20 protein-coding genes are annotated in these 18707 nt (G+C 74.1%); 10 read left to right on the top strand and 10 right to left on the bottom strand.

Annotated features, from left to right (window positions below; genetic code table 11):
* Positions 1-17: 17 nt before the first annotated feature.
* The 3 genes from F6W97_RS26160 to F6W97_RS26150 form a co-directional block, all read right to left on the bottom strand.
* On the bottom strand, positions 18-869 hold the full coding sequence (locus tag F6W97_RS26160; protein ID WP_155373177.1) for a deoxyribonuclease IV: 852 nt from the start codon (positions 867-869) through the stop codon (positions 18-20).
* Positions 854-2839: a Stk1 family PASTA domain-containing Ser/Thr kinase gene (gene pknB / locus F6W97_RS26155; protein ID WP_155373176.1), complete on the bottom strand. Its 1986-nt coding sequence runs from the start codon at positions 2837-2839 to the stop codon at positions 854-856. The genes F6W97_RS26160 and pknB overlap by 16 nt, the downstream gene beginning before the upstream one ends.
* A gap of 84 nt (positions 2840-2923) precedes the next feature.
* The gene (locus F6W97_RS26150) at positions 2924-3559 is read right to left on the bottom strand and encodes a hypothetical protein (protein ID WP_155373175.1); all 636 of its coding nucleotides are present in this window, start codon (positions 3557-3559) and stop codon (positions 2924-2926) included.
* 84 nt (positions 3560-3643) lie between these two features.
* Between F6W97_RS26150 and F6W97_RS26145 the strand changes: the two genes are divergently transcribed.
* The 3 genes from F6W97_RS26145 to F6W97_RS26135 are packed head-to-tail and all read left to right on the top strand — an operon-like array spanning position 3644 to position 4628.
* The gene (locus tag F6W97_RS26145) at positions 3644-4003 is read left to right on the top strand and encodes an Rv2175c family DNA-binding protein (RefSeq protein ID WP_155373174.1); all 360 of its coding nucleotides are present in this window, start codon (positions 3644-3646) and stop codon (positions 4001-4003) included.
* 2 nt (positions 4004-4005) lie between these two features.
* Positions 4006-4323: a lycopene cyclase domain-containing protein gene (locus F6W97_RS26140; RefSeq protein WP_230687000.1), complete on the top strand. Its 318-nt coding sequence runs from the start codon at positions 4006-4008 to the stop codon at positions 4321-4323.
* Entirely contained in the window at positions 4320-4628 is a 309-nt protein-coding gene (locus F6W97_RS26135; protein WP_155373173.1) for a lycopene cyclase domain-containing protein, read from the top strand. Before F6W97_RS26140 ends, F6W97_RS26135 begins: the two co-directional genes overlap by 4 nt.
* Here F6W97_RS26135 and mptB read toward each other — a convergent pair.
* Positions 4573-6135 carry a polyprenol phosphomannose-dependent alpha 1,6 mannosyltransferase MptB gene (mptB, locus tag F6W97_RS26130; RefSeq protein WP_155373172.1) on the bottom strand — a complete coding sequence of 521 codons (1563 nt, stop codon included), beginning with the start codon at positions 6133-6135 and terminating at the stop codon, positions 4573-4575. The two genes, F6W97_RS26135 and mptB, sit on opposite strands and share 56 nt — an antisense overlap.
* A 57-nt stretch (positions 6136-6192) precedes the next feature.
* On the opposite strand from mptB, the gene F6W97_RS26125 reads away from it, so the two are divergent.
* Positions 6193-6633 carry a guanyl-specific ribonuclease gene (locus F6W97_RS26125; protein WP_230686999.1) on the top strand — a complete coding sequence of 147 codons (441 nt, stop codon included), beginning with the start codon at positions 6193-6195 and terminating at the stop codon, positions 6631-6633.
* Between the two features lies 1 nt (position 6634).
* On the opposite strand, the gene F6W97_RS26120 is transcribed toward F6W97_RS26125, so the two are convergent.
* The 3 genes from F6W97_RS26120 to F6W97_RS26110 form a co-directional block, all read right to left on the bottom strand.
* Positions 6635-7705 (bottom strand): polyprenyl synthetase family protein, encoded by a 1071-nt coding sequence (locus tag F6W97_RS26120; RefSeq protein WP_155373171.1) that lies wholly within the window; start codon positions 7703-7705, stop codon positions 6635-6637.
* A 9-nt stretch (positions 7706-7714) separates the two neighbouring features.
* Positions 7715-9070 (bottom strand): helix-turn-helix domain-containing protein, encoded by a 1356-nt coding sequence (locus F6W97_RS26115; protein WP_155373170.1) that lies wholly within the window; start codon positions 9068-9070, stop codon positions 7715-7717.
* Between the two features lie 198 nt (positions 9071-9268).
* On the bottom strand, positions 9269-10504 hold the full coding sequence (locus F6W97_RS26110; protein WP_155373169.1) for a hypothetical protein: 1236 nt from the start codon (positions 10502-10504) through the stop codon (positions 9269-9271).
* A 324-nt stretch (positions 10505-10828) separates the two neighbouring features.
* Here F6W97_RS26110 and F6W97_RS26105 point away from each other — a divergent pair, with 324 nt between their 5' ends.
* From F6W97_RS26105 to F6W97_RS26095, 3 genes are all read left to right on the top strand, one after another.
* Positions 10829-11236, top strand: coding sequence for a hypothetical protein (locus F6W97_RS26105; protein WP_155373168.1), 408 nt, complete (start codon positions 10829-10831; stop codon positions 11234-11236).
* Between the two features lie 110 nt (positions 11237-11346).
* Positions 11347-12267 carry a methylenetetrahydrofolate reductase [NAD(P)H] gene (gene metF, locus F6W97_RS26100; protein ID WP_155373167.1) on the top strand — a complete coding sequence of 307 codons (921 nt, stop codon included), beginning with the start codon at positions 11347-11349 and terminating at the stop codon, positions 12265-12267.
* A 46-nt stretch (positions 12268-12313) separates the two neighbouring features.
* Entirely contained in the window at positions 12314-13003 is a 690-nt protein-coding gene (locus tag F6W97_RS26095; protein WP_155373166.1) for a CDP-alcohol phosphatidyltransferase family protein, read from the top strand.
* Positions 13004-13006: 3 nt separating this feature from the next.
* Here the strand turns inward: F6W97_RS26095 and F6W97_RS26090 are convergent, their stop codons facing one another.
* Genes F6W97_RS26090 through F6W97_RS26080 form a run of 3 tightly spaced genes read right to left on the bottom strand, consistent with a single transcriptional unit; the run spans position 13007 to position 15071 of the window.
* Positions 13007-13549: a GNAT family N-acetyltransferase gene (locus F6W97_RS26090; protein ID WP_155373165.1), complete on the bottom strand. Its 543-nt coding sequence runs from the start codon at positions 13547-13549 to the stop codon at positions 13007-13009.
* The gene (locus F6W97_RS26085) at positions 13546-14034 is read right to left on the bottom strand and encodes a YbaK/EbsC family protein (RefSeq protein WP_155373164.1); all 489 of its coding nucleotides are present in this window, start codon (positions 14032-14034) and stop codon (positions 13546-13548) included. Before F6W97_RS26085 ends, F6W97_RS26090 begins: the two co-directional genes overlap by 4 nt.
* A gap of 35 nt (positions 14035-14069) precedes the next feature.
* A complete protein-coding gene (locus F6W97_RS26080) occupies positions 14070-15071 on the bottom strand; it encodes an EamA family transporter (protein WP_155373163.1) in 1002 nt (333 codons plus the stop codon).
* A gap of 471 nt (positions 15072-15542) precedes the next feature.
* Between F6W97_RS26080 and F6W97_RS26075 the strand changes: the two genes are divergently transcribed.
* The 3 genes from F6W97_RS26075 (at position 15543) to F6W97_RS26065 (ending at position 18448) form a co-directional block, all read left to right on the top strand.
* Entirely contained in the window at positions 15543-15968 is a 426-nt protein-coding gene (locus tag F6W97_RS26075) for an SAV_6107 family HEPN domain-containing protein (RefSeq protein WP_155373162.1), read from the top strand.
* Positions 15969-16107: 139 nt separating this feature from the next.
* Positions 16108-16887, top strand: coding sequence for a hypothetical protein (locus F6W97_RS26070; RefSeq protein ID WP_196279335.1), 780 nt, complete (start codon positions 16108-16110; stop codon positions 16885-16887).
* A gap of 31 nt (positions 16888-16918) precedes the next feature.
* Positions 16919-18448, top strand: a complete 1530-nt coding sequence (locus tag F6W97_RS26065) for a DNA polymerase Y family protein (protein ID WP_155373161.1) — start codon at positions 16919-16921, stop codon at positions 18446-18448.
* Positions 18449-18707 lie beyond the last annotated feature (259 nt).

Below are 18707 nucleotides of genomic sequence, written 5' to 3'. Positions count from 1 at the left end.
TGCCCTAAAGGAAATGCCTAGCGCAAGCCCCTGAGCAGGGAAATGTCTGCGGCATGGGTCTCACCCGGCGTCTCGACGATGATCGGAACCCCGCTGAGCGCGGGGTGGCGGAACATCTCGGCGAACGCCTCCGAGCCGATCGTGCCCTGGCCGATGGCCTCGTGCCGGTCGCGAGTGGACCCCACCGGGTCCTTGGAGTCGTTGGCGTGCACCAGACCCAGCCGGTCCGGACCGCACACCTGCACCAGGGTGTCCAGGGTCAGCGTCATGCCGCCCGGCTTGGCCAGGTCGTGCCCGGCAGCCCAGGCGTGGCACGTGTCGAAGCACACGCCCAGGCGCGGGTGGCGGTCCACCGCGTCCAGGTACGGCCCCAGGTCCTCCACCCGGGCCGCCAGCGAGCGCCCGCCGCCCGCGCTGGGCTCGACCAGCAGGCGGGGACCGTCGTCGGGCAGCGCGTCCAGCAGCGGCAGCAGCACCTCGCGCACCTGGCGCATGGCCGCTGGGGCGTGCTCGGCGTCGACCGCGGAGCCGGCGTGGAAGACGACCCCCCGGGCGCCGATCGCCGCGGCACGCAGCAGCGCGTGCGTCAGCACCTCGCGGGACTGCTCCACCGTCGCGGCGGTGGGGGAGCCGACGTTGACCAGCAGCGAGGCGTGCACGTACGCGGGGACGGAGCGGGTGTGGCAGCCGGCGGTGAACGCCTCGTCCTGGAGCGGGTCACCGGGCGGGCGGGCCCAGCCCCGCGGGTTGCCCACGTACACCTGCACCGCCGCGGCCGAGACCTTGTCGATGTAGGGCAGGGCGGCCTTGGCGAGCCCGCCGGCCACCGGCGCGTGCGCGCCGACCTGGTTCGTCATCCCAGCTGACATTCGATCACCACATGCTGTCCCGCCTGCACGGCCGTGTTCGGCGCGGGGTCCTGGTTCACGACCTTGAACCAGTTCTTGTCGCCGAGCACGCCGCGGACCTCGACCTGCAACCCCAGCGCGGCCAGGGCCCCCTCGGCGTCGCCGCAGCGCGCGTTGCGCACCTCCGGCATCGCTCTGACGTTCTGATTGTTGCTGACCTGCAGTTTCACCTCGTCATTGGCTTCCGCGCCGGTGCCGTTGGCAGGTGTCTGCTTCACCACGATGTCGTACGGTTTATCCGACTCGACCCGCTCGACGCTCACCCGCAGGCCCAGCTTCTGCAGGATGTCGGTCGCCTCGGCGACCGACTTGCCCTCGACGAACGGCACGCTCAGCGGAGCCTTGCCCTTGCTGACGACGACCTTGACCTCGCTGCCGGGCTTGACCTCCGTGTCGGCCTTGGGATCGGTCGACAGCACGGTCCCCTTCGGGGCGAGGTCGTCGTACTTCTCCCCGGCCTTGACCGGGTTCAGCTTCAGCGGCGCCGCCTGCAGGTCCGCGACGGCCAGCTCCCAGGACTTGCCGACCACGTCGGGCACCAGGTAGCGCTCGGGTCCGTTGGACAGGGTCAGCGTCACCTTGCCGCCGCGCACCACCCGCTCGCCGGGCGGCGGGTTCTGCACCAGCACCACGTCCTTGGGCACGTCCTCGCGGTACTGCGCCTCGGCGTAGACGACCTCCAGGCCGGCGGCCGTCAGGGTGGTCTCCGCCTGTTCCCGGGTCAGGTTGACCAGCTGCGGGGTCACCTCGTACCGGCCGAAGCCCAGCCACCAGCCGCCGGTCAGCACCAGCAGGACCAGCACGACCGCGCCCGCGGTCAGCGCCGTGCGTCCCCGCGGGTCGGCCATGAGCTGCTGGTACTTCGTCTTGATCCGGTCCAGCGGGCTCGTCGGAGCGGGCGCCGGGGCGCGGCGGCGCGAGCGCGGCGCGGGCTGCGCGTCGGGCAGCCGGGCCCAGGACGGGCGCTCGGCGGGCACCACATGGCTGACGATCACGGTCTCCTGCTCGACCGGCCGCATCCGCTGCGTGGTGGTGCTCGCGGTGACGTTCTCCCGGGCCGCCTGCACGGCGGCCAGCAGCGCACCGGCGTCGGTGGGGCGGCCGCCGGGGGAGCGGCGGGTCGCTGCGGCGACCAGCTCGTCCAGCACCGGGGGCAGGCCCGCGACGAAACGCGACGGCGGCGGCACGTCCCGGTCCACGTGCTGCCAGGCCACCTCGACGGGGCGCTCGGCGTCGTAGGGCACGCGGCCGGTGAGCACCTCGAACAGCACGATCCCGGCGCTGTACACGTCGCTGCGCGGGTCGGCGTGGCCGTCGGTGACCAGCTCCGGGGCCACGTAGGCGACGGTGGCCATGAGCTGGCCGCCGCTCGGGTCGTCGGCGCTGGCCTCGACGGCGCGGGCGAGGCCGAAGTCGGCCACCTTCGCGACGGCGTCGATGAGGTTGTGGCTGCCGCCGGTGGGCGCCTCGGCGACCAGCACGTTCTCGGGCTTGACGTCGCGGTGCACCAGGCCGGCGCGGTGCGCCGCGGCCAGCGCCGCCAGCACCTGCTCCATGACGGCCAGCGCTTCGACGGGGGTGAGCCGGCGGCGTTCGGCGAGGATGTCGCGCAGCGTGCGGCCCCGGACGTACTCCATCACCAGGTACGGCAGGCCGGCGTGGGTGCCCTGGTCGTAGACGGCGACGACGTTGGGATGGGTCAGCCGGGCGATGGTCTTGGCCTCGTCGGTGAAGCGGTCGAGGCTGAAGGCCTGGCCGGCGGCGTCGCGTACCTGCGCCGGGTGAATGATCTTCAGGGCGACGGTGCGCTCCAGGCGCTCGTCCACAGCCGTGTAGACGGTCGCCATGCCACCACGAGCCACGCGACCGCGGATGCGGTAGCGCCCGTCGACGAGTGTGCCGAGTAGTGGATCGGCGACCTGAGTGTCCATCGCAGCGCAGTCTAAGTCAGGCGGCGGCCGACGTCGTACACCCGCGCGTGCGACCGCGTCTCGATCGGGCGTTTCTGCAGCATGTCAGGGTGTCTCCGGGTCCTCGTGGGCGTCCGGCGGAACCGGGTCCACCGGCTGCGAGGTGTCCGGCATCACGATCGCGGACGCCGACGCCATCGCGGACGCCGACGCCGAGGGCGAGGCGGACTCGCTGGGGCTCGGCGACGGGCTCGGCGAGGGGGACGGGGTCGGCGAGGGCGACGGGGTCGGCGACGACTCGCAGTCGCACGGGGTCGGCGTGGGTTTCGGCGAGGGCGTACGCCGCGGGCTGGGACCCGGCGTGACCAGCCGGCCCGCCGGGACGTCCTTCACCCGATCGGTGGGACTCGCCGTCGAGTTCGTCTGCCGCCACGGCACCGGCTCCGCCGAGCCCGGAGGCGCCGGCACCCGCGGCAGGCCCCCGGGCGCGCGCTCGTCGCCGACCAGGGCGTCCACCCCGGCCGCGACCGCGTAGTAGCCGCCGACGCCGACCGAGGCGAGCACCAGCGCACCGGCGGCGAGCACGACGCGGTGGCGGGCCCGGGGCGGCTGCGGGTCAGGCCCGCCGCCGACCGCGGGCATCACCGTCGTGTCGTCGTTCATCTTTCGCCGGGCGAGGTCATAGCGCAGCGACCGGCGTGCGCCGTCGATCTCCCGCTTGATCGTCTGCCAGGGATTCATCAAAGGCTCCTCTGCTCGGCCGCCACGGCGGCCGGGACGGGGATGCGGTGGTGGGCCCGGTCGGCGACGTGGCAAGGTGTGGAGGTGGCCGAAACTTCGCACTCGACGACCGACGCACCCACGACCTGGCTGCCCCTGCCGGACGTGGCCGAGCGCCTCGGCCTGTCGATCCTCAAGGTGCACCAGTTGATCAAGGACGGCGCGCTGCTGGCCGTACGCCATGAGGGCGTGCGCCAGGTGCCCGCGGAGCTGGTGGCCAACGACATCGTGCTCAAGCACCTCCCCGGCGTGCTGACGTTGCTGCGCGACGCCGGGTTCAACGACGATGAGGCCGTGCGGTGGCTCTACACCGCCGACGACACGCTTCCGGGCACGCCCGCAGCGGCGCTCGGCGGCGACAAGGCCCGCGAGGTGAAGCGCCGGGCCCAGGCCGTGGCCTTCTGACGGTGTACGCGTACCTGGCGGTGCTGCTCGGCTGCCTGCTGTGCGCGCTGTGGCTGGAGCCGGCGCTGCGGGTCGGGGTGCTGCGCCAGTGGCGGCGGCTGCTCCTGGTCGCGGTGCCCGTGGTGCTGGTGTTCGGTGCGTGGGACCTGCTCGCGATCGCGGCCGGGCACTGGACCTTCGACCACGACCAGGTGCTGGGCGTCTGGCTGCCCGGCGGGATGCCCCTGGAGGAGCTGCTGTTCTTCCTGGTGGTGCCGCTGTGCGCGATCCTCGGCTTCGAGGCCGTGCGCAAGGTGCTGGACCGGGCCGGACGCTCGTGACGTACACCACGGCCGCCGTGCTCGGCCTGGCCGCCGCGGTGGCCGTCGACCTGCTGGTGCTGCGGACCCGGGTGCTGCTGAGCCTCGCCTTCTGGGCGACGTACCCGATCGTGCTGCTGTTCCAGCTGCTCAGCAACGGGGTGCTCACGGGCCGCGGGGTGGTCCGCTACGCGCCCGAGGAGATCACGGGCCTGCGCATCGCGTACGCCCCGGTCGAGGATCTGGTGTTCGGTTTCGCCCTGGTGCTGTTCACCCTGTCGCTCTGGGTCTGGACCGGACGGCGGCGACGATCAGCGCGGCCGTGACCGCGAACGCCCCGACCGCCTTGGTCAGCACCGGCACCCCGAGCCCGTTGGGCAACGTCAGGAATGCGCAGGCCACGGCCCCGATGGCGAGCCACCGCCGACGGCGCGGGTCGGTATCCGCGGCGGCCAGCACCGCCAGCGGCGCGAGCGCGTACCAGGGATAGAACACCGGCCCGAGCAGCGCCGTCGCCACCATCAGCCACCCGCATGCCCGCACCACCGCCCCCGTGTCGTGTCGCCGTCGCCACGCATGCAGCAGCGCCCAGACCCCGGCCGCCGCCAGCGCCACCAGCCCCAGCGCCCGCCCGACGGCCACCGCCGCGTCGACCCACTCGTCCCGCCCGGCCAGCCGCAGCACATACCCCGCGGCCATGCCCACCGCCGTCGGCGGCGAACTCCACTGCACCAGCTCCCCGGTCCCGCGCAGCGCCGCGATCCACCCGAGCCCCAGCCCGCTCACCGCACTGACCCCGACGAACGCGCCAATCCCCGCCGCAGCCGCCGCCCACCACCGCCGCCCCAGCAGCACCAGCACGAACGGCACCGCCACCACCGCCGTCACCTTGACCCCGACCGCCCCCGCCACGACAACCCCGGCCCCGACCGCCCCCCACCACCCCGCCCCCGCCGCCCCACCCCCACCGCGACGATCTTGCGCGGACCGTGGGGACGACACGCCTGAAGCGGGCAAAAGGGCACCAGTTTGCGCAAGATCGTTGGGATCTTGGGCGGCGCGGTGGGCCACGGCCAGGGTCAGGGCGGTGATCACGAGGGTGGCGACCAGGGCGTCGTTGTGGAGCGCGGAGAGGGCGTGGACGGCGGTCAAGGGGGTGAGCAGGGCCAGCCAGTAGGCGGCGGGGACGGGGACGCCGCAGGCGCGGGCCAGGGGCGGCAGGGCGACGGCGAGCACGGCCACCGCGGCGAGGGTGAGCAGGCGCAGGCCCGCCAGCGCGCCGAGCAGGCCGCCGAGGCCGGTCACCGCGCCGGTGAGCAGCACCGCGACCGGGCCGTAGGGCGTCGGCGTGTGCCACCACAGCTCGGGCACCGACGTGGTCCAGGGGCAGCCGCCGTCGGCGACACCCATCGCGTACGGGTCCAGGCCAACGCGCCACAGCCAACCCTGGCAGGCGTACGCGTACGCGTCCCGGCTGCCCAGCGGCGGTGCGACCAGCAGCGGCGCGGCCCACGCCGCCCCGATCGCCAGCACCCGCCACGCCGCGCCGTTGCGTTTCGCGGCCCCGGCGGGGTCCGCTGCCTGCCGGCCGGCGATCATGCCGTCGGCGCGGCCGAGCCGCCACCACGCGGCGGTCCAGCCGGCCATGCCGGCCAGCCAGCAGACCAGTCCCAGCACGAAACTCCCCCGCACCGCGCCGAACCCGCCCAGCCGCAGCCCAGGGCCAGGGTCGCCGCTGGGCAACGCGCCCGCCAGGTATGCCGAGACGGCCAGCAGCACGCCCGAGACGCAGCCCAGGGCGACGGTGGCACGGGTGGCGGCATGGGGGAGCACCCGTTGATGATTCCACGGTCCTTGATCGCGCCCCCGCGACACCGCACACTGCCTGATGTGGACAGGTTCGCGACGCGGCGCAACATCGCGATCACCGCCGTGGTGGCGGTGCTGCTGATCGCGCTCATGGCGCTGGTGGGGTACTGCGCGCGTACCGCCATGGCGCCGTCCGGTGAGAGCGGCCCGCCCGCGGCGTCGGCGGGTGCGACCCCGGTGTCGGGGCTGCCCACGGTGCCCCTGCGCGACCTGCCCAAGGAGGCGGTCGCCACGGTCGCGCTGATCGACGCGAACGGGCCGTTCCCGTACGACAAGGACGGCACCGTGTTCGGCAACCTGGAGGGCATCCTGCCCCGGCAGCCGCGCGGCTACTACCGGGAGTACACGGTGCCCACGCCGGGTTCACGCGACCGCGGCGCGCGGCGGCTGGTGGCCGGCCGCGACGGGGACCTCTACTACACCGGCGACCACTACGAGAGCTTCCGCCAGGTGCTGCGGTAGTTCAGGCGGCCCGGTGCACCGAGGCGTCGGCCAGCTCGCGCAGCATCTCGGCCGCCTCGGGCTCGACCGGTGCGGCTTCCAGCGCGGCGAGCGCCGTCGAGGTCAGCTCGGCGATGTACGCCTCCGTGCGGGCCAGCGCGCCCGACTCCGTGATGATCCGGCGCAGCTGTGCGACACCGGCCTCGTCGAGGTCGGGGGTGCCCAGCGCGGCGGCGAGCGTGTCGCGGTCCGCGGGGGCTGCGTGGGCAAGTGCCATCACGATGAGGTAGGTGCGTTTGCCCTCGCGCAGGTCGTCGCCGGCCGGCTTGCCCGTCGCGACCGGGTCGCCGAACACCCCGAGCACGTCGTCACGCAGCTGGAACGCCTCACCCAGCGGCAGCCCGAAGGCCGAGTACGCCTGGCTCAGCGCGGCGGGCGCGTCGGCCAGCGCCGCCCCCAGCAGCAGCGGGTGCTCGACGGTGTACTTGGCCGACTTGAACCGGGCCACCTGCGACGCCCGCTCCACCGAGGTGTCCGCCGAGGCCTGGGTGAGCACGTCGAGGTACTGCCCGATCATGACCTCGGTGCGCATCAGGTCGAAGACCGGCCGCGCCCGCGCCACGGTCACCGGGTCGAGCCCGGTCGTGTGCAACATCTCGTCCGACCAGACCAGGCACAGGTCGCCGAGCAGGATCGCCGCCGCGGCGCCGAACCCGGCCGCCCCGCCCTGCCAGCGCTCGCGGTCGTGCAGCATCGCGAACCGGCGGTGCACCGCGGGCTCGCCGCGGCGGGTGTCGGAGGCGTCCATCAGGTCGTCGTGCATCAGCGCGCTGGCCTGCACCAGCTCCAGCGCGGCCAGCGCGGACACCACGTCGTCGCGGTCGTCGCCGCCCGCGCCGCGGTAGCCCCAGTAGGCGAAGGCCGGGCGCAGGCGCTTGCCACCGCCCAGCACGAACGCCTCCACGGCGTCGGCCAGCGGGCCCAGGCCGGCGTCGATGCCCGCCATGTGCGCCCGGCGGTCGGCCAGGAAGACCGCCAGGGCCTTCTCGACCCGCGGACGCAGCGCGGCCCGGTCCACCGGGTGAATGGTCATGGGACGAACTTAGTTCACTCCCAGCCGGGTGGATGACCCCGGTAGGTATGACGTGAGCTGGGTGATCAGTTCACTCAACTCACGTACCGCGCGGGTCTGCGGGCGGGCCGCCAGCCGCACCGACAGTTCACGGGTCTGCTCGGCCGCCCGCACCGACCCGGCGCGCACCGCCTCGACCGCCGCGTCCGCGCCGACCGCGCAGGCCTGCTCCACCTCGCCGACGCCGAGCAGGGCACGCGCCAGCCAGCCCGCATAGACCGCCCGGGTACGCGGTTGACCGCGCCGCGGCCGCCGCAGGCCCGGCTGCTCCAGCAACGGCAGCGCCCGCGCCGGCCGGTCCAGCGCGACCAGGCACCGGCCCGCCATCGCGGCCAGTTCCGCCTGGTCCAGCCAGTACAGCCAGGACGGTTCGTGCTCCGGGCGCACCCGGTCGCCGAGCCGCCGGGCGACCAGCAGCCCGTCGGCCGCGGCCCGACCGTCCCCGGCCCGCGCCGCGGCCAGCGCCGCCCGGTGCGCGAGCAGCGCCCGCAGCCCGAAACTGCCCGCGCGGCGCGTGCCCGCCGCGGCGATCCGGGCCAGCCGCCAGGCCGCCCGCGGATCGGCGTCGCAGAGCAGGTGGCTGGCCGCGCCCAGCACGTGCCCGCCCAACGCCGGGTCGTCCGCCTCCATCGCCAGTACCAGCCCCTCCCGGTACGCCCCCAGCGCCGTCGCCCGGTCCCCGGCGTCGGCGGCGGTCCACCCGGCGAGCTGCGCCAACTCCGTCACCGGCCGCAGCAGGCGTCGCCGTTGCGCGCCGTGGGCACGGTGCAGCCGGTCGGCCGCCTGGGACCAGCGCCGGTGCGCCACCGGGGCCAGATCGGCACCGCCGATGAGATCGTCCATCCACCGCAGTTCGGCGATGAGCCGGTCGAGCTGCGCGGACTCCGCGTCGCCAGGCCCCGCGAAGAACCGGCCGACCCCGGGGTGCGCCGATCCGGCGGCATCGCCGGAACCGGTGAGCCGGCGAGCGGCGTGCCACTCCGACAAGTTCCGGGACTCGCCCGGCACGACGTCGCTGTGCACGGTGTGGCGCAGCCACTGCTCGGCGAGCCGGTGCAGCCGGGTGACGCCATCGGCGGGAGCCGGGTGCCCGACCGGCCGCGCAGCGGCGGCCAGCCACGCGGGCGGCAGGTCCAGCACCAGCGCCAGCCAGGCCAGCCACTGCGCGCCAGGCAGCCGGTCACCGCGCTCCCAGCGGCTCACCTCGTGCCTGGTCACCGTGGTGACGCCGGCGGCGGCGCAGAGCAGCGCGGCGAGCCTGGTCTGGCTGTACCCGCGTCGTCGTCGGGTCTCGGCGATCAGTCTGCCCAGCGGCGGACGGGACACAGCGGCCTCCAGGCTCGTCCCACGGCAATACCGGAACAACACCCGACCCCCGGCGCAGGCCCCCAAGCGCCGACCTGATTTCTACCGCCCCTGTACGACACCGCCGCCGCCGCCGACCCGCCGCCGGTCCAAGATCGCTAGTTGGTGTCAGAAAGTGAGGTCAGACCACAGTTTTCGACACGAAACAGCGATCTTTCCTCAGCCGAGCCGGGCGGCGGCGGCCTGGCGGATCTCCGGGGCCTCGGTCGGGTCGTCTTTTCGGGTGGTCAGTGCCTGGCGGGTGAACTTGGAGTCGGGTGCGTGGGCCACCGCGAGGCTGCGGACGTCCTGCTCGCAGTCGAGCAGGCCCAGTGCGAGGGGGCCTTCCGCGCCGACCGGGTCGATTGCCAGTAGTGCGCGCAGGCAGGCGGTGCGTTCGTACGAGTGCGGCGTCTGCCGGATCACCGCTCGCAGCCGCGGGGCGGCGTCGGCGGCCAGGGCCCCGAAGCGCGCGAACCCGTCGGCGAGCCGGTCGAAGCCGCACCAGTCGTCGCTGTCCCACAGCCGGTCCCATACGGCGAGCAGCCGGGGAATGTCGCGTTCTGTGCCGTGGGCCGCCAGCAGGCTGCCGCCCAGCCAGACCAGCCGGTCGCCCGTCACCCACGCGCGGGCATGGTCCAGCGCGGCCGGTCCGAGCGCCATCACCGCGTCGGAGAGGCCAGGGATACCACGCAGTTCCTCGGCCAACCCGAGGAGTCTGCGGTCCGATCCGGAACGGGCCAGGTCGCGCAGGGCGCTTCGCTTGTCGGCCCGCGGCTGCGCGGGGTCGGCCAGCAACGCCAGCAGCTGGTCGGCGTCGGGTGCCAGAGCGGGGGCCGGGCGCGGGGGGCGCGCAGACCGGCGCTGGGCCAGCCGAGCCACCCGTGCGTGGCGTGCCGCCCAGCCGAGCCAGGGCTGCCTGCTGGCGAAGACTTCGTCCGCCATGGCCGGGGTCAGCCGGGCGAGCGCGATGCCGTCCAGGTCGTCCCACGTCGCCCGCGGCCACCGCCGGGCGATCGCCTCCAGCACCTCCAGCCAGCGCACACCGTGGATCACGTAGTGCCGAAGTGCCCGTACGACCTGCTCGTCGCCCGCGAAGCCGAGTGTCTCCAGCACACCGAGTGCCATATCGAAGGTGTTGTCGTCGTCGGATTCGAGGTCCTCGGCAGCGTGCAGCAGGGCGACCACCGCGGTCGGATCCATCCGCAGCTTGAGCATGAGCCTGGCCAGGTACTCCGGCCGCTCGTCGAGCCACCACCATCGGTGGTCGCGCTGGACGCAGGCGAAGACGGCGTCCGGGCCGGCCGCTTCGGCGTGCGCCTTCACCACACCCATGCCGTGCCCTCGCTGGAGGTCCCCGGCAAGAGTGCGGACGGGGTCGTATTGCCAGCGCGGTGCGTCGTCGGCGTCACTCATCACCGCCCAGCCTGGTCATCTGCCCCACCGCTGCCAAATGGTTTACGGCATCGCTCCCTCCGGACGGTGATCGCTGTTTCAGGTCAAAACCTGAGGTCTCGCCTCACTTTTTGCGGCGAAGCAGCGATCTTCGCAACGAGTGGTCCGGGCGACCGCATCTTCCGGCAGTCCGGGGCATTGACGGTCGGTGACCTGCTCCGGCAGGTGGCTCCGGATTCCTGTTGCGGGGATCGTCGCTGCTCACCGCCGTGTAAGGACTCAAGTCCCTCTGGCCCCTCCACATTTCTGCGCTGGCCCCTCCCAGGGCACGGAATCTTCGCTGTGATGGACGGGCTCGCGCTGGTCGACGGCACTCCCAAGGCCGGTGTGAGCCGCCGGGGCGGCGCGTCATCTCCCATGGCCTGCGCCGCCCCGGTGCCCCTCGTCGCGTACACCCTGGAGGGTTTGATGGACCTGCCCCCGATCGACTGGGAGAACCCGCCGCTGGAGCCGCCGGAGCAGGTGGTGCAGCCGCTGATGTGGCGGCTGGCGGCGCGGCTGCTGCACGACCACGTGCCGGGTGCGGGGTTCCGGCCGCCGGTGCACCGCTGCCGGGTGTGCGAGCTGCCGTGGCCCTGCCCGCCGCGGCGGTATGCCGAACGCGGGCTGCTCGCCGCCTGCCGCCATCCGGCGGTGGGACGCGGGTCGGCCGCGTTCACGGACTGGTTCCTCACCGACGAGGAGCCGCGGTGAGCACGGCGGCTGGGGCGGAAGGGACGGGTGAGCACGGTCACGTGCGCGGGGCGCACCACGCACTGGGACGAAACCGCTCTTCAGACCGGTCGGCCGATAGAGTCGGCAGGGTGACGCTGCGTGCTCCATCGACCATGCCGGGACCCCGGCCGACCGTCCGCGAGCTGCTGGCATCGGGGGAGCCGACGTTCTCGTTCGAGTTCTTCCCGCCCAAGACCGCCGACGGCGAACGCCTGCTGTGGCAGTCGATCCGGGAGCTGGAGTCGCTGCAGCCGTCCTTCGTCTCCATCACGTACGGCGCCGGCGGCAGCACCCGGGACACCACGGTGCAGCTCACCGAGCGGATCGCGACCGAGACCACGCTGCTGCCACTGGGTCACCTGACCGCGGTCAACCACTCGATCGGCGAGCTGCGCAACGTCATCGGGCACTACTCGGACGCAGGCGTGCGCAACATGCTGGCCCTGCGCGGCGACCCGCCGGGCAGCGACCCGCAGGCCGACTGGGTCGCCCACCCGCAGGGGCTGCACTATGCCGAAGAGCTGGTGCGGCTGCTGAAGGACAGCGGCGACTACTGCGTCGGCGTGGCCGCGTTCCCGGAGAAGCACCCGCGCTCGGCCGACTTCGCCTCGGACGTGCACCACTTCATCCGCAAGTGCCGGGCGGGCGCCGATTACGCGATCACGCAGTTCTTCTTCGACTGGCAGGACTGGGCCCGGCTGCGCGACGCCACCGCCGCGGCGGGCTGCGACGTGCCGATCATCCCGGGCGTCATGCCGGTGACCAACGTCAGCCAGATCGAGCGGATGGCCCAGCTGTCCGGCGCGGCGTTCCCGCCGGACCTGGCCGAGCGGCTGCGCGCCGTCGCCGACGACCCCCAGGCGGTGCGCGCCATCGGCGTCGAGGTGGCCACCGAGCTGAGCGCGAAGCTGCTGGCCGAGGGCGCACCCGGCCTGCACTTCATCACGTTGAACCGGTCGACGGCCACCCGTGAGGTGTGGCAGCGGCTACGGGTGGGCGCCGCGGTGTAGCTCCCACCCGAGTGGCCTGCCGAGGCAGGCGGACCGGGAGTGGGGCATGGCGGCGCCGACGACGAACACGAGCTGGGACGGTTACGTCTCCGGCTGGTCGAACTCGCACGACGGGTACGACCCGCGCCATGCGGGTCCGCTGCTGCGCAAGTGGCTGCGGGCCGCGTTCACGGTGAGTGGGGTGCTGGCCCGGTTCGGCGCGCGGCCCGCGTACGCGATGACGGCCGCCGCGGCCTGCGCGGTGCTGGTGCCGGTCATCGCGGCCCGGGGCGGTTCATGGCCCGCGCTGGCGGTCCCGGTCCTGGTGCTTGGCCTGGCCGCGGACACGGTCGGGCAGACGCTGGCGGTGCTGCTGGGCCGGACCTCCCGGCTCGCCTCGTTCTACCGCACCATGCTCGACCGGATGAGCGAGGTGTGCTGGCTGGTCGCGCTCGGGGCGCTCGGCGCGCAGCAGACGCTGCTGCTGGCCTGCGGGGCGATGGTGTGGCTGCACGAGTATGTCCGGGCGCGGGCCGGGGCGGTCGGGCTGCGCGCGGCGGGTTCGGCGACCATCGGCGACCGGCCCACCCGGGCTTGGCTGACGCTGCTGTCGCTGCTGCTGGCGGCCACGGCGACCGCGCAGGTCGGCCCCGATCTCGCGGCCGGCGTGGTGACGATGGTCCTGGTCCTGTGGTTCTCCCTGGCCGTGCTGGGCCTCGGCCAGCTCCTCACCGTGGTCCGCAAGGTGCTGACCTGAGGGTCAGTGGGTCATCGGCAGGGGGCGGCCGAGGACGGCGAAGGGGCGGGGGTCGCCGGGGAAGAGCAGGTGGCGGGAGACGTCGACGAAGCCGGTGCGGCGGTAGAGGCGCCAGGCGCGGGAGGCCTGCTCGTCGGCCTCGGGGGTGGACAGCAGCGTGGTCGCCGCGCCGGTCATCGCCAGCAGCGCCCGTAGCTGCGCCTCGCCGAGGCCGTGGCCCTGCGCGGCGGGGCGCACGTGCAGCTCGACCACCTCGAAGCAGTCGGTCAGCCAGCGCTGCCGCGCGCCGGGGTCGAGCACCGCGCTGACCTGGTCGTGCCACCACTGGCCGGGTTCGGAGTGGTAGCCGTAGGCGAAGCCGAGCAGCTGGCCCTGGTCGCTCAGGCTGGCGATCGCCCGGAAGTACGGGCGCTGCAGGTGCGTGGTGATGTAGCCGCGCCGCACGGCCAGGGCCTGGGGGTGGTACGACATGGCCTCGCCGAACACGGTCAGCACGTCGTCCATGCGCCGGCCGAGGTCGTCGGAGGTCCAGGGGACCAGCCTCATGCGACCTCCGCCGGTGTCGCCGAGGTGACCCTCAGCAGCTCCGGGTAGGTGATCGGGAAGACGGCCCGGGGCACCCCGCCGGCCGCCCAGATCTCGCCGTAACCGGCGAGCGCGGTGTCGATGAGGGTGCGCACCGGCTTGGGGTGGCCGAGCGGGGCGACGCCGCCGATGACCTGGCCGGTGTGCTCGCGTACGAACTCGGGTGTGGCCCGGCGCAGTTTGGCGACGCCGAGGTCGGCGGCGACCTTGGCGGTGTCCACCCGGTGCCCGCCGGAGGTCAGCACCAGCAGCGGCTCGCCGTCGACCTCGAAGATCAGCGAGTTGGCGATCTGGGCGGCCTCGACGCCCAGGGCGGCCGCGGCCGCGGCGGCGGTGTGCACGCCGTCGTCCAGGACGATCACGCGGCAGCCGGCGCCGGTGTGGTCCCGGGCGTCGGCGGCGTCAAGCGCGTGCTGGACTGCGATCACGTTCGGGTGCGACAACATCACTCGATCCATGTCTGCCGTTGGGGCGCGGTCGGTCAACGGGCGGTGTGCACGCGGTCGCGTTCGGGCGCGACCGCACGGTCCTCATTCTGCCCCAGCGGCACCGGCTCGATCAGCGCCGCCACGGGTACCCGGGCGGTCTCGGCCAGCGCCACGCCGATCAGCAGCAGCGTGCCGCCGGCCAGCTGCGCCGGGTTGAGCAGCTCGCCCAGGGTGATCCAGGCCACGGCGGCGGCGAGCACCGGCTCGATCATGCCGAGGATGCCGACGCTGGTCGCGGGCAGGTGCCGCAGCGAGCCGGCGATCAGCAGGTACGGCACGATGGTGCCGAGGATCAGCAGGTAGGCGCAGAGCAGCCAGAGCGGTGTGCCGCCGGTGGTGTGCCCGCCGAGTGCGCTCCAGTCGGGGGCGGAGCCGGACAGCGCCCGCAGGAGCAGGCCCGCCACGGCCGACACGCCGAACGCCCAGCCGGTCAGCGAGACCGTGTCGCGGCTGGCCACCCCCTTCGCGCCGAGGACGAAGTACGTGGCGAGCAGCACCGCCGCGCCGAGCCCGGCGAGCACGCCCACGCCGTCCAGGCTCAGGTCGCCCCAGACCTCGGCGACGCAGGCGAGGCCGAGCAGGCACAGCGCCAGACCGGCCCACAGCCGCGGGCGCACCGGTTTGCGCTGGCCGAAGCGGGCCCACAGCGCGACGAACAGCGGAGCGGTGTATTCGAACAGCAGCGCGACGCCGACGGGCATGCGGGCGATGGCCACGAAGTAGAGCATCGGCACGGCGAGGAAACCGGTGATGCCGTACGCGATGAGCAGCGGCAACTGCCGTGCGGTGAGGGCGAACCGGCGCAGTCCGGGGCGCAGCGCCGCGCCCAGCGCGATGAGCCCGGCGCAGGCGCCCAGGGCCCGCAGCGTGGTGAGGTCGGGCGCGCTGACCCCGGCGCGCAGGATCAGCTTGGAGACGGTGCCGTTGACGGCGAACAGCAGGCTGGCCAGCGTGACCATGGCGATGCCCAGGGCGGGACGGGGACGGAACGGCACTGCTCGAGGCTACCTGTTGTCATGTGCAGATTTGAATCTGGTCCTTACCTTTTCGGTCCGGGTGGCGACACGGCGTGGGTCAGGGTTTACAACGCGATTTTTTCGAACTAACGTTCTACTCGTTGTTCGGACAAGTGTTCGATCATGTCTCGGGGGGAGCGGTTCGCAACCGCGAACCCCGGGCCGGTGTTCGCGGCACCGACCCAGGTCAACGGAGATTCGCGGCTCCGGCGACCTACCAGGCGGGTGCCACTCGCTGCCCAACGACCCCCGGGCAGCGGGTGGCCGCCCGACCGGCGAGCCGGTCCGGGCGTGGCGTGGGGAAGCTCCACGCCCGGCCGGCAAGCGCTACACCACGACTTCCTCCGTGGCTCGGAAAGCGGGCGGTCGCCCGGCCCGGAACGAACCGGGCGCGACGTGACAGCCCTGGGCTCGGCCGGGTATAGGCCGACGATGGAGGGAGCCGCCGACATGAACGCCACGACGAAGGTGCCGGCCCATCTGCTGCCGCACCGCACGCCGATCGAGCTGATCGTCCTCGCCCGCCGCGGGCTCGCCGAAGCCCGGGAGACCGAGAGCCCGGCACAGCGCTACGCCGTCGCCCATCTCGCCGCCCTGCGCGCCGCAGCCGCCGTGATCGCCGCCCGTGCGCTGCCCGCACCCGCCCGGCGACGCCAGATCACCAGCGTATGGGTGCTGCTGGCCAAGGTCGCCCCCGAGATGAGCGCCTGGTCGTCGCTGTTCTCGTCCGGCGCGGCCAAGAGGTCCGCCGCCGAGGCGGGCATCGCCCGGGTCACCGCCCAGGAGGCCGACACCCTGCTGCTGCAGGCCGTTCACTTCACCGACGAGGTGCAGGAGGCGCTGGATCTCGCGATCCGGCCCGCGCTCGCCGGGTGAGTTCGGGGCCCGCGGGGGCGGGCCCACCGCGCCCGCCGGGCGCACCCCGGACAGCTCGTCCCCGGCGCCGCCCGCCCGCGGCCCGCCGGGGACGGGCTCCGGGGATCACGACGACGGAATATCCAGGTACGACGGGGGGATGACCGCCATGACGGGGCTGAGCCAGGCCCGGTCAATGGAGTTGCAGCACGCTTCGGTGCGGCGCGCCAGCGACCTCACCGACGAGCACGCCGGCCTGGGCACGGACCGCATGCTGCCGGTGCTGCCCGAGCTGCGCGAGCTGCTGCCCGGCCGAGGGCTGCGCCGGGGCAGCACGATCGCGGTCGCCTCGACCGATGCGCCCGGCTGCGGCGGCACCACCTCGCTGCTGCTGGCCCTGCTGTCCGCCGCCTCGTCCGCGGGTTCCTGGTGCGCCGTGGTCGGGCTGCCGACCCTGGGCATGGCCGCCGCCGCCGAGCTGGGCATCGCCCTGGACCGGCTGGCCCTCGTGCCGCATCCCGGCCCGCAGTGGACCGCAGTCGTCGGCGCGCTGCTCGACGGGTTCGACGTGGTGGTGGCCGCCCCGACCGGGCCGGTCGCCGCGTCCGTACGCCAGCAGCTCGCCGCCCGCGCCCGCCAGCGCGGCAGCGTGCTGGTGCCGTTCGGCGGCGAGTGGGAGGGCGCCGACGTCGTGCTCTCCCCGGTCGAGGGCATGTGGCTCGGGCTGGGGCAGGGACACGGCCGGCTGCGCGCCCGCGAACTGACCGTCTCGGCCCGAGGCCGCGGTGCCGCCGGTCGCCCGCGCCGGGTCACCATGTGGCTGCCCGCACCGTCCGGGCCGGCCGTGCCCGCGTCCGAACCCGTGATCGTCTCGCCGCCGCGCCCGTCGCCGCACGCCGAGGGGCAGAACCGGTCCCACCTGCGGGTGGTGCGCGGGTGACCGCGACGGCGCACCCGCCGGCGGTGCGCTGATGGGCGACGCCGCCCAGCGCACCATGCTCGTCTGGTGTCCGGACTGGCCGGTCATCGCCGCCGACCTGCTGGACGGGGTGCCCGCGCACCGGCCGGTCGCGGTGCTGCACGCCAACCGGGTCGTCGCCTCCTCCGCCGCCGCCCGCGCCGAGGGCGTACGCCGTGGCCTGCGCAAACGTGAGGCGCAGAGCAGGTGCCCGCAGGTGATCGTGATCGACTACGACCCGGTCCGCGACGTACGGGCCTTCGAACCCGTGGTCGCCGCCGTCGAGGAGATCGCCGCCTCGGTCGCGGTGCTGCGGGCGGGCGTCTGCGCGTTCGCCGCCCGCGGCCCGGCCCGCTACTTCGGCGGCGAGGAGGCCGCCGCCGAGCGCATCGTCGAGCAGGTCGCGCAGGAATGCGGGGTGGAGGCCCAGATCGGCGTCGCCGACGGCACGTTCGCCGCGCTGCTGGCGGCCCGCGCCGGGCGGATCATCACCCCCGGGCAGACTGCCGCCTTCCTGGCCGCGATGCCGGTGACGACCCTGGACCGGCCCGCGCTGACCAGCCTGCTGCGGCGGCTCGGGGTGCATACCCTCGGGGCCTTCGCCGACCTGCCGCCCAGCGACGTGCTGGCCCGCTTCGGGCTCGACGCCGCACTCGCGCAGCGGCTGGCCGCCGGTCGCGACGACCGGCCGCTCGCGGTCCGCCAGGCCCCGCCCGAGCTGGAGGTCGAGGAGCGCTACGACGAGCCGGTGGACCGGGTCGACAGCGCCGCCTTCGCAGCCCGTGCGCTGGCGGAGCGGCTGCACGAACGGCTTGCCGGATACGGCATGGCGGCAACCCGGCTGGCCATCGGCGCGGTCACCGCCGACGGCCGTGAGCTGCACCGGGTATGGCGGCACGACGGCGTGCTCACCGCCCAGGCCATCGCCGACCGCACCCGCTGGCAGCTGGAGGGGTGGATCACCCAGCGCCGGATGACCGCCGGGATCATCGCGCTGCGGCTCATCCCCGACGGCCTCGTCCAGCAGGCCGGACTGCAGGCCGGGCTGTGGGGCGACGTCGGGCAGGAACGCGACCGGGCCCACCGGGCGCTGCACCGGGTGCAGGGCATCCTCGGCCCCGAGGCGGTGCTGACCGCGGTGCTCGGTGGCGGGCGCGACCCCGGCGCGCAGGCCACCCTGGTGCCCTGGGGCGACGAGCGGGTGCCGCAGCGGCCCGCCGGCCCGTGGCCCGGCCGGCTGCCGCCGCCGTCCCCGGCCGTGGTGCTGCCCGAGCCGCAGCCCGTGCAGTTGCTCGACGAGTCCGGCAAGGGGCTGCGCGTCAGCGCCCGGCTGGAGCTCAGCGCCCCGCCCGCCCAGCTGGTCTGGGAGGGCCGGAAGATCGAGGTGACCGGCTGGGCGGGTCCCTGGCCGGTGGAGGAGCAGTGGTGGGACGGCCGCCGCACCCACCGCTCCGCCCGCCTCCAGGTCCTCCTCTCCACCGGCCGCGCCCTCCTCCTGACCCTCAACGCCGGCCAATGGTCCACCACCCTCCACTTCGACTGACCCCGCCCTCCCTCCAGGTTGATCATGAACTTATGGCACGGCTCGACGGTGTGTCGCCGCCACAACTTCATGATCAACAGGTTGCGTGGCCGCCTGGGCCGTTGGCGGGGGCCGGGGTTGATCCGTTTGTGTGGACGCTGGAAGTCGCCGGGCGGCACCTGGCGTCAACACAAACGGATCAAGGAAGCGTCACCCGCGGCAGCCCGTCGCCGCGTCACCTCAGGAGAGGTGATCATGAAGTTGTGGCAATGACACGCCG

Origin of the sequence: Catellatospora vulcania (assembly GCF_009720385.1) — a bacterium.
Taxonomy (GTDB): Bacteria; Actinomycetota; Actinomycetes; order Mycobacteriales; family Micromonosporaceae; genus Catellatospora; species Catellatospora vulcania.
This window is presented reverse-complemented; position numbering and strand designations above follow the sequence as displayed.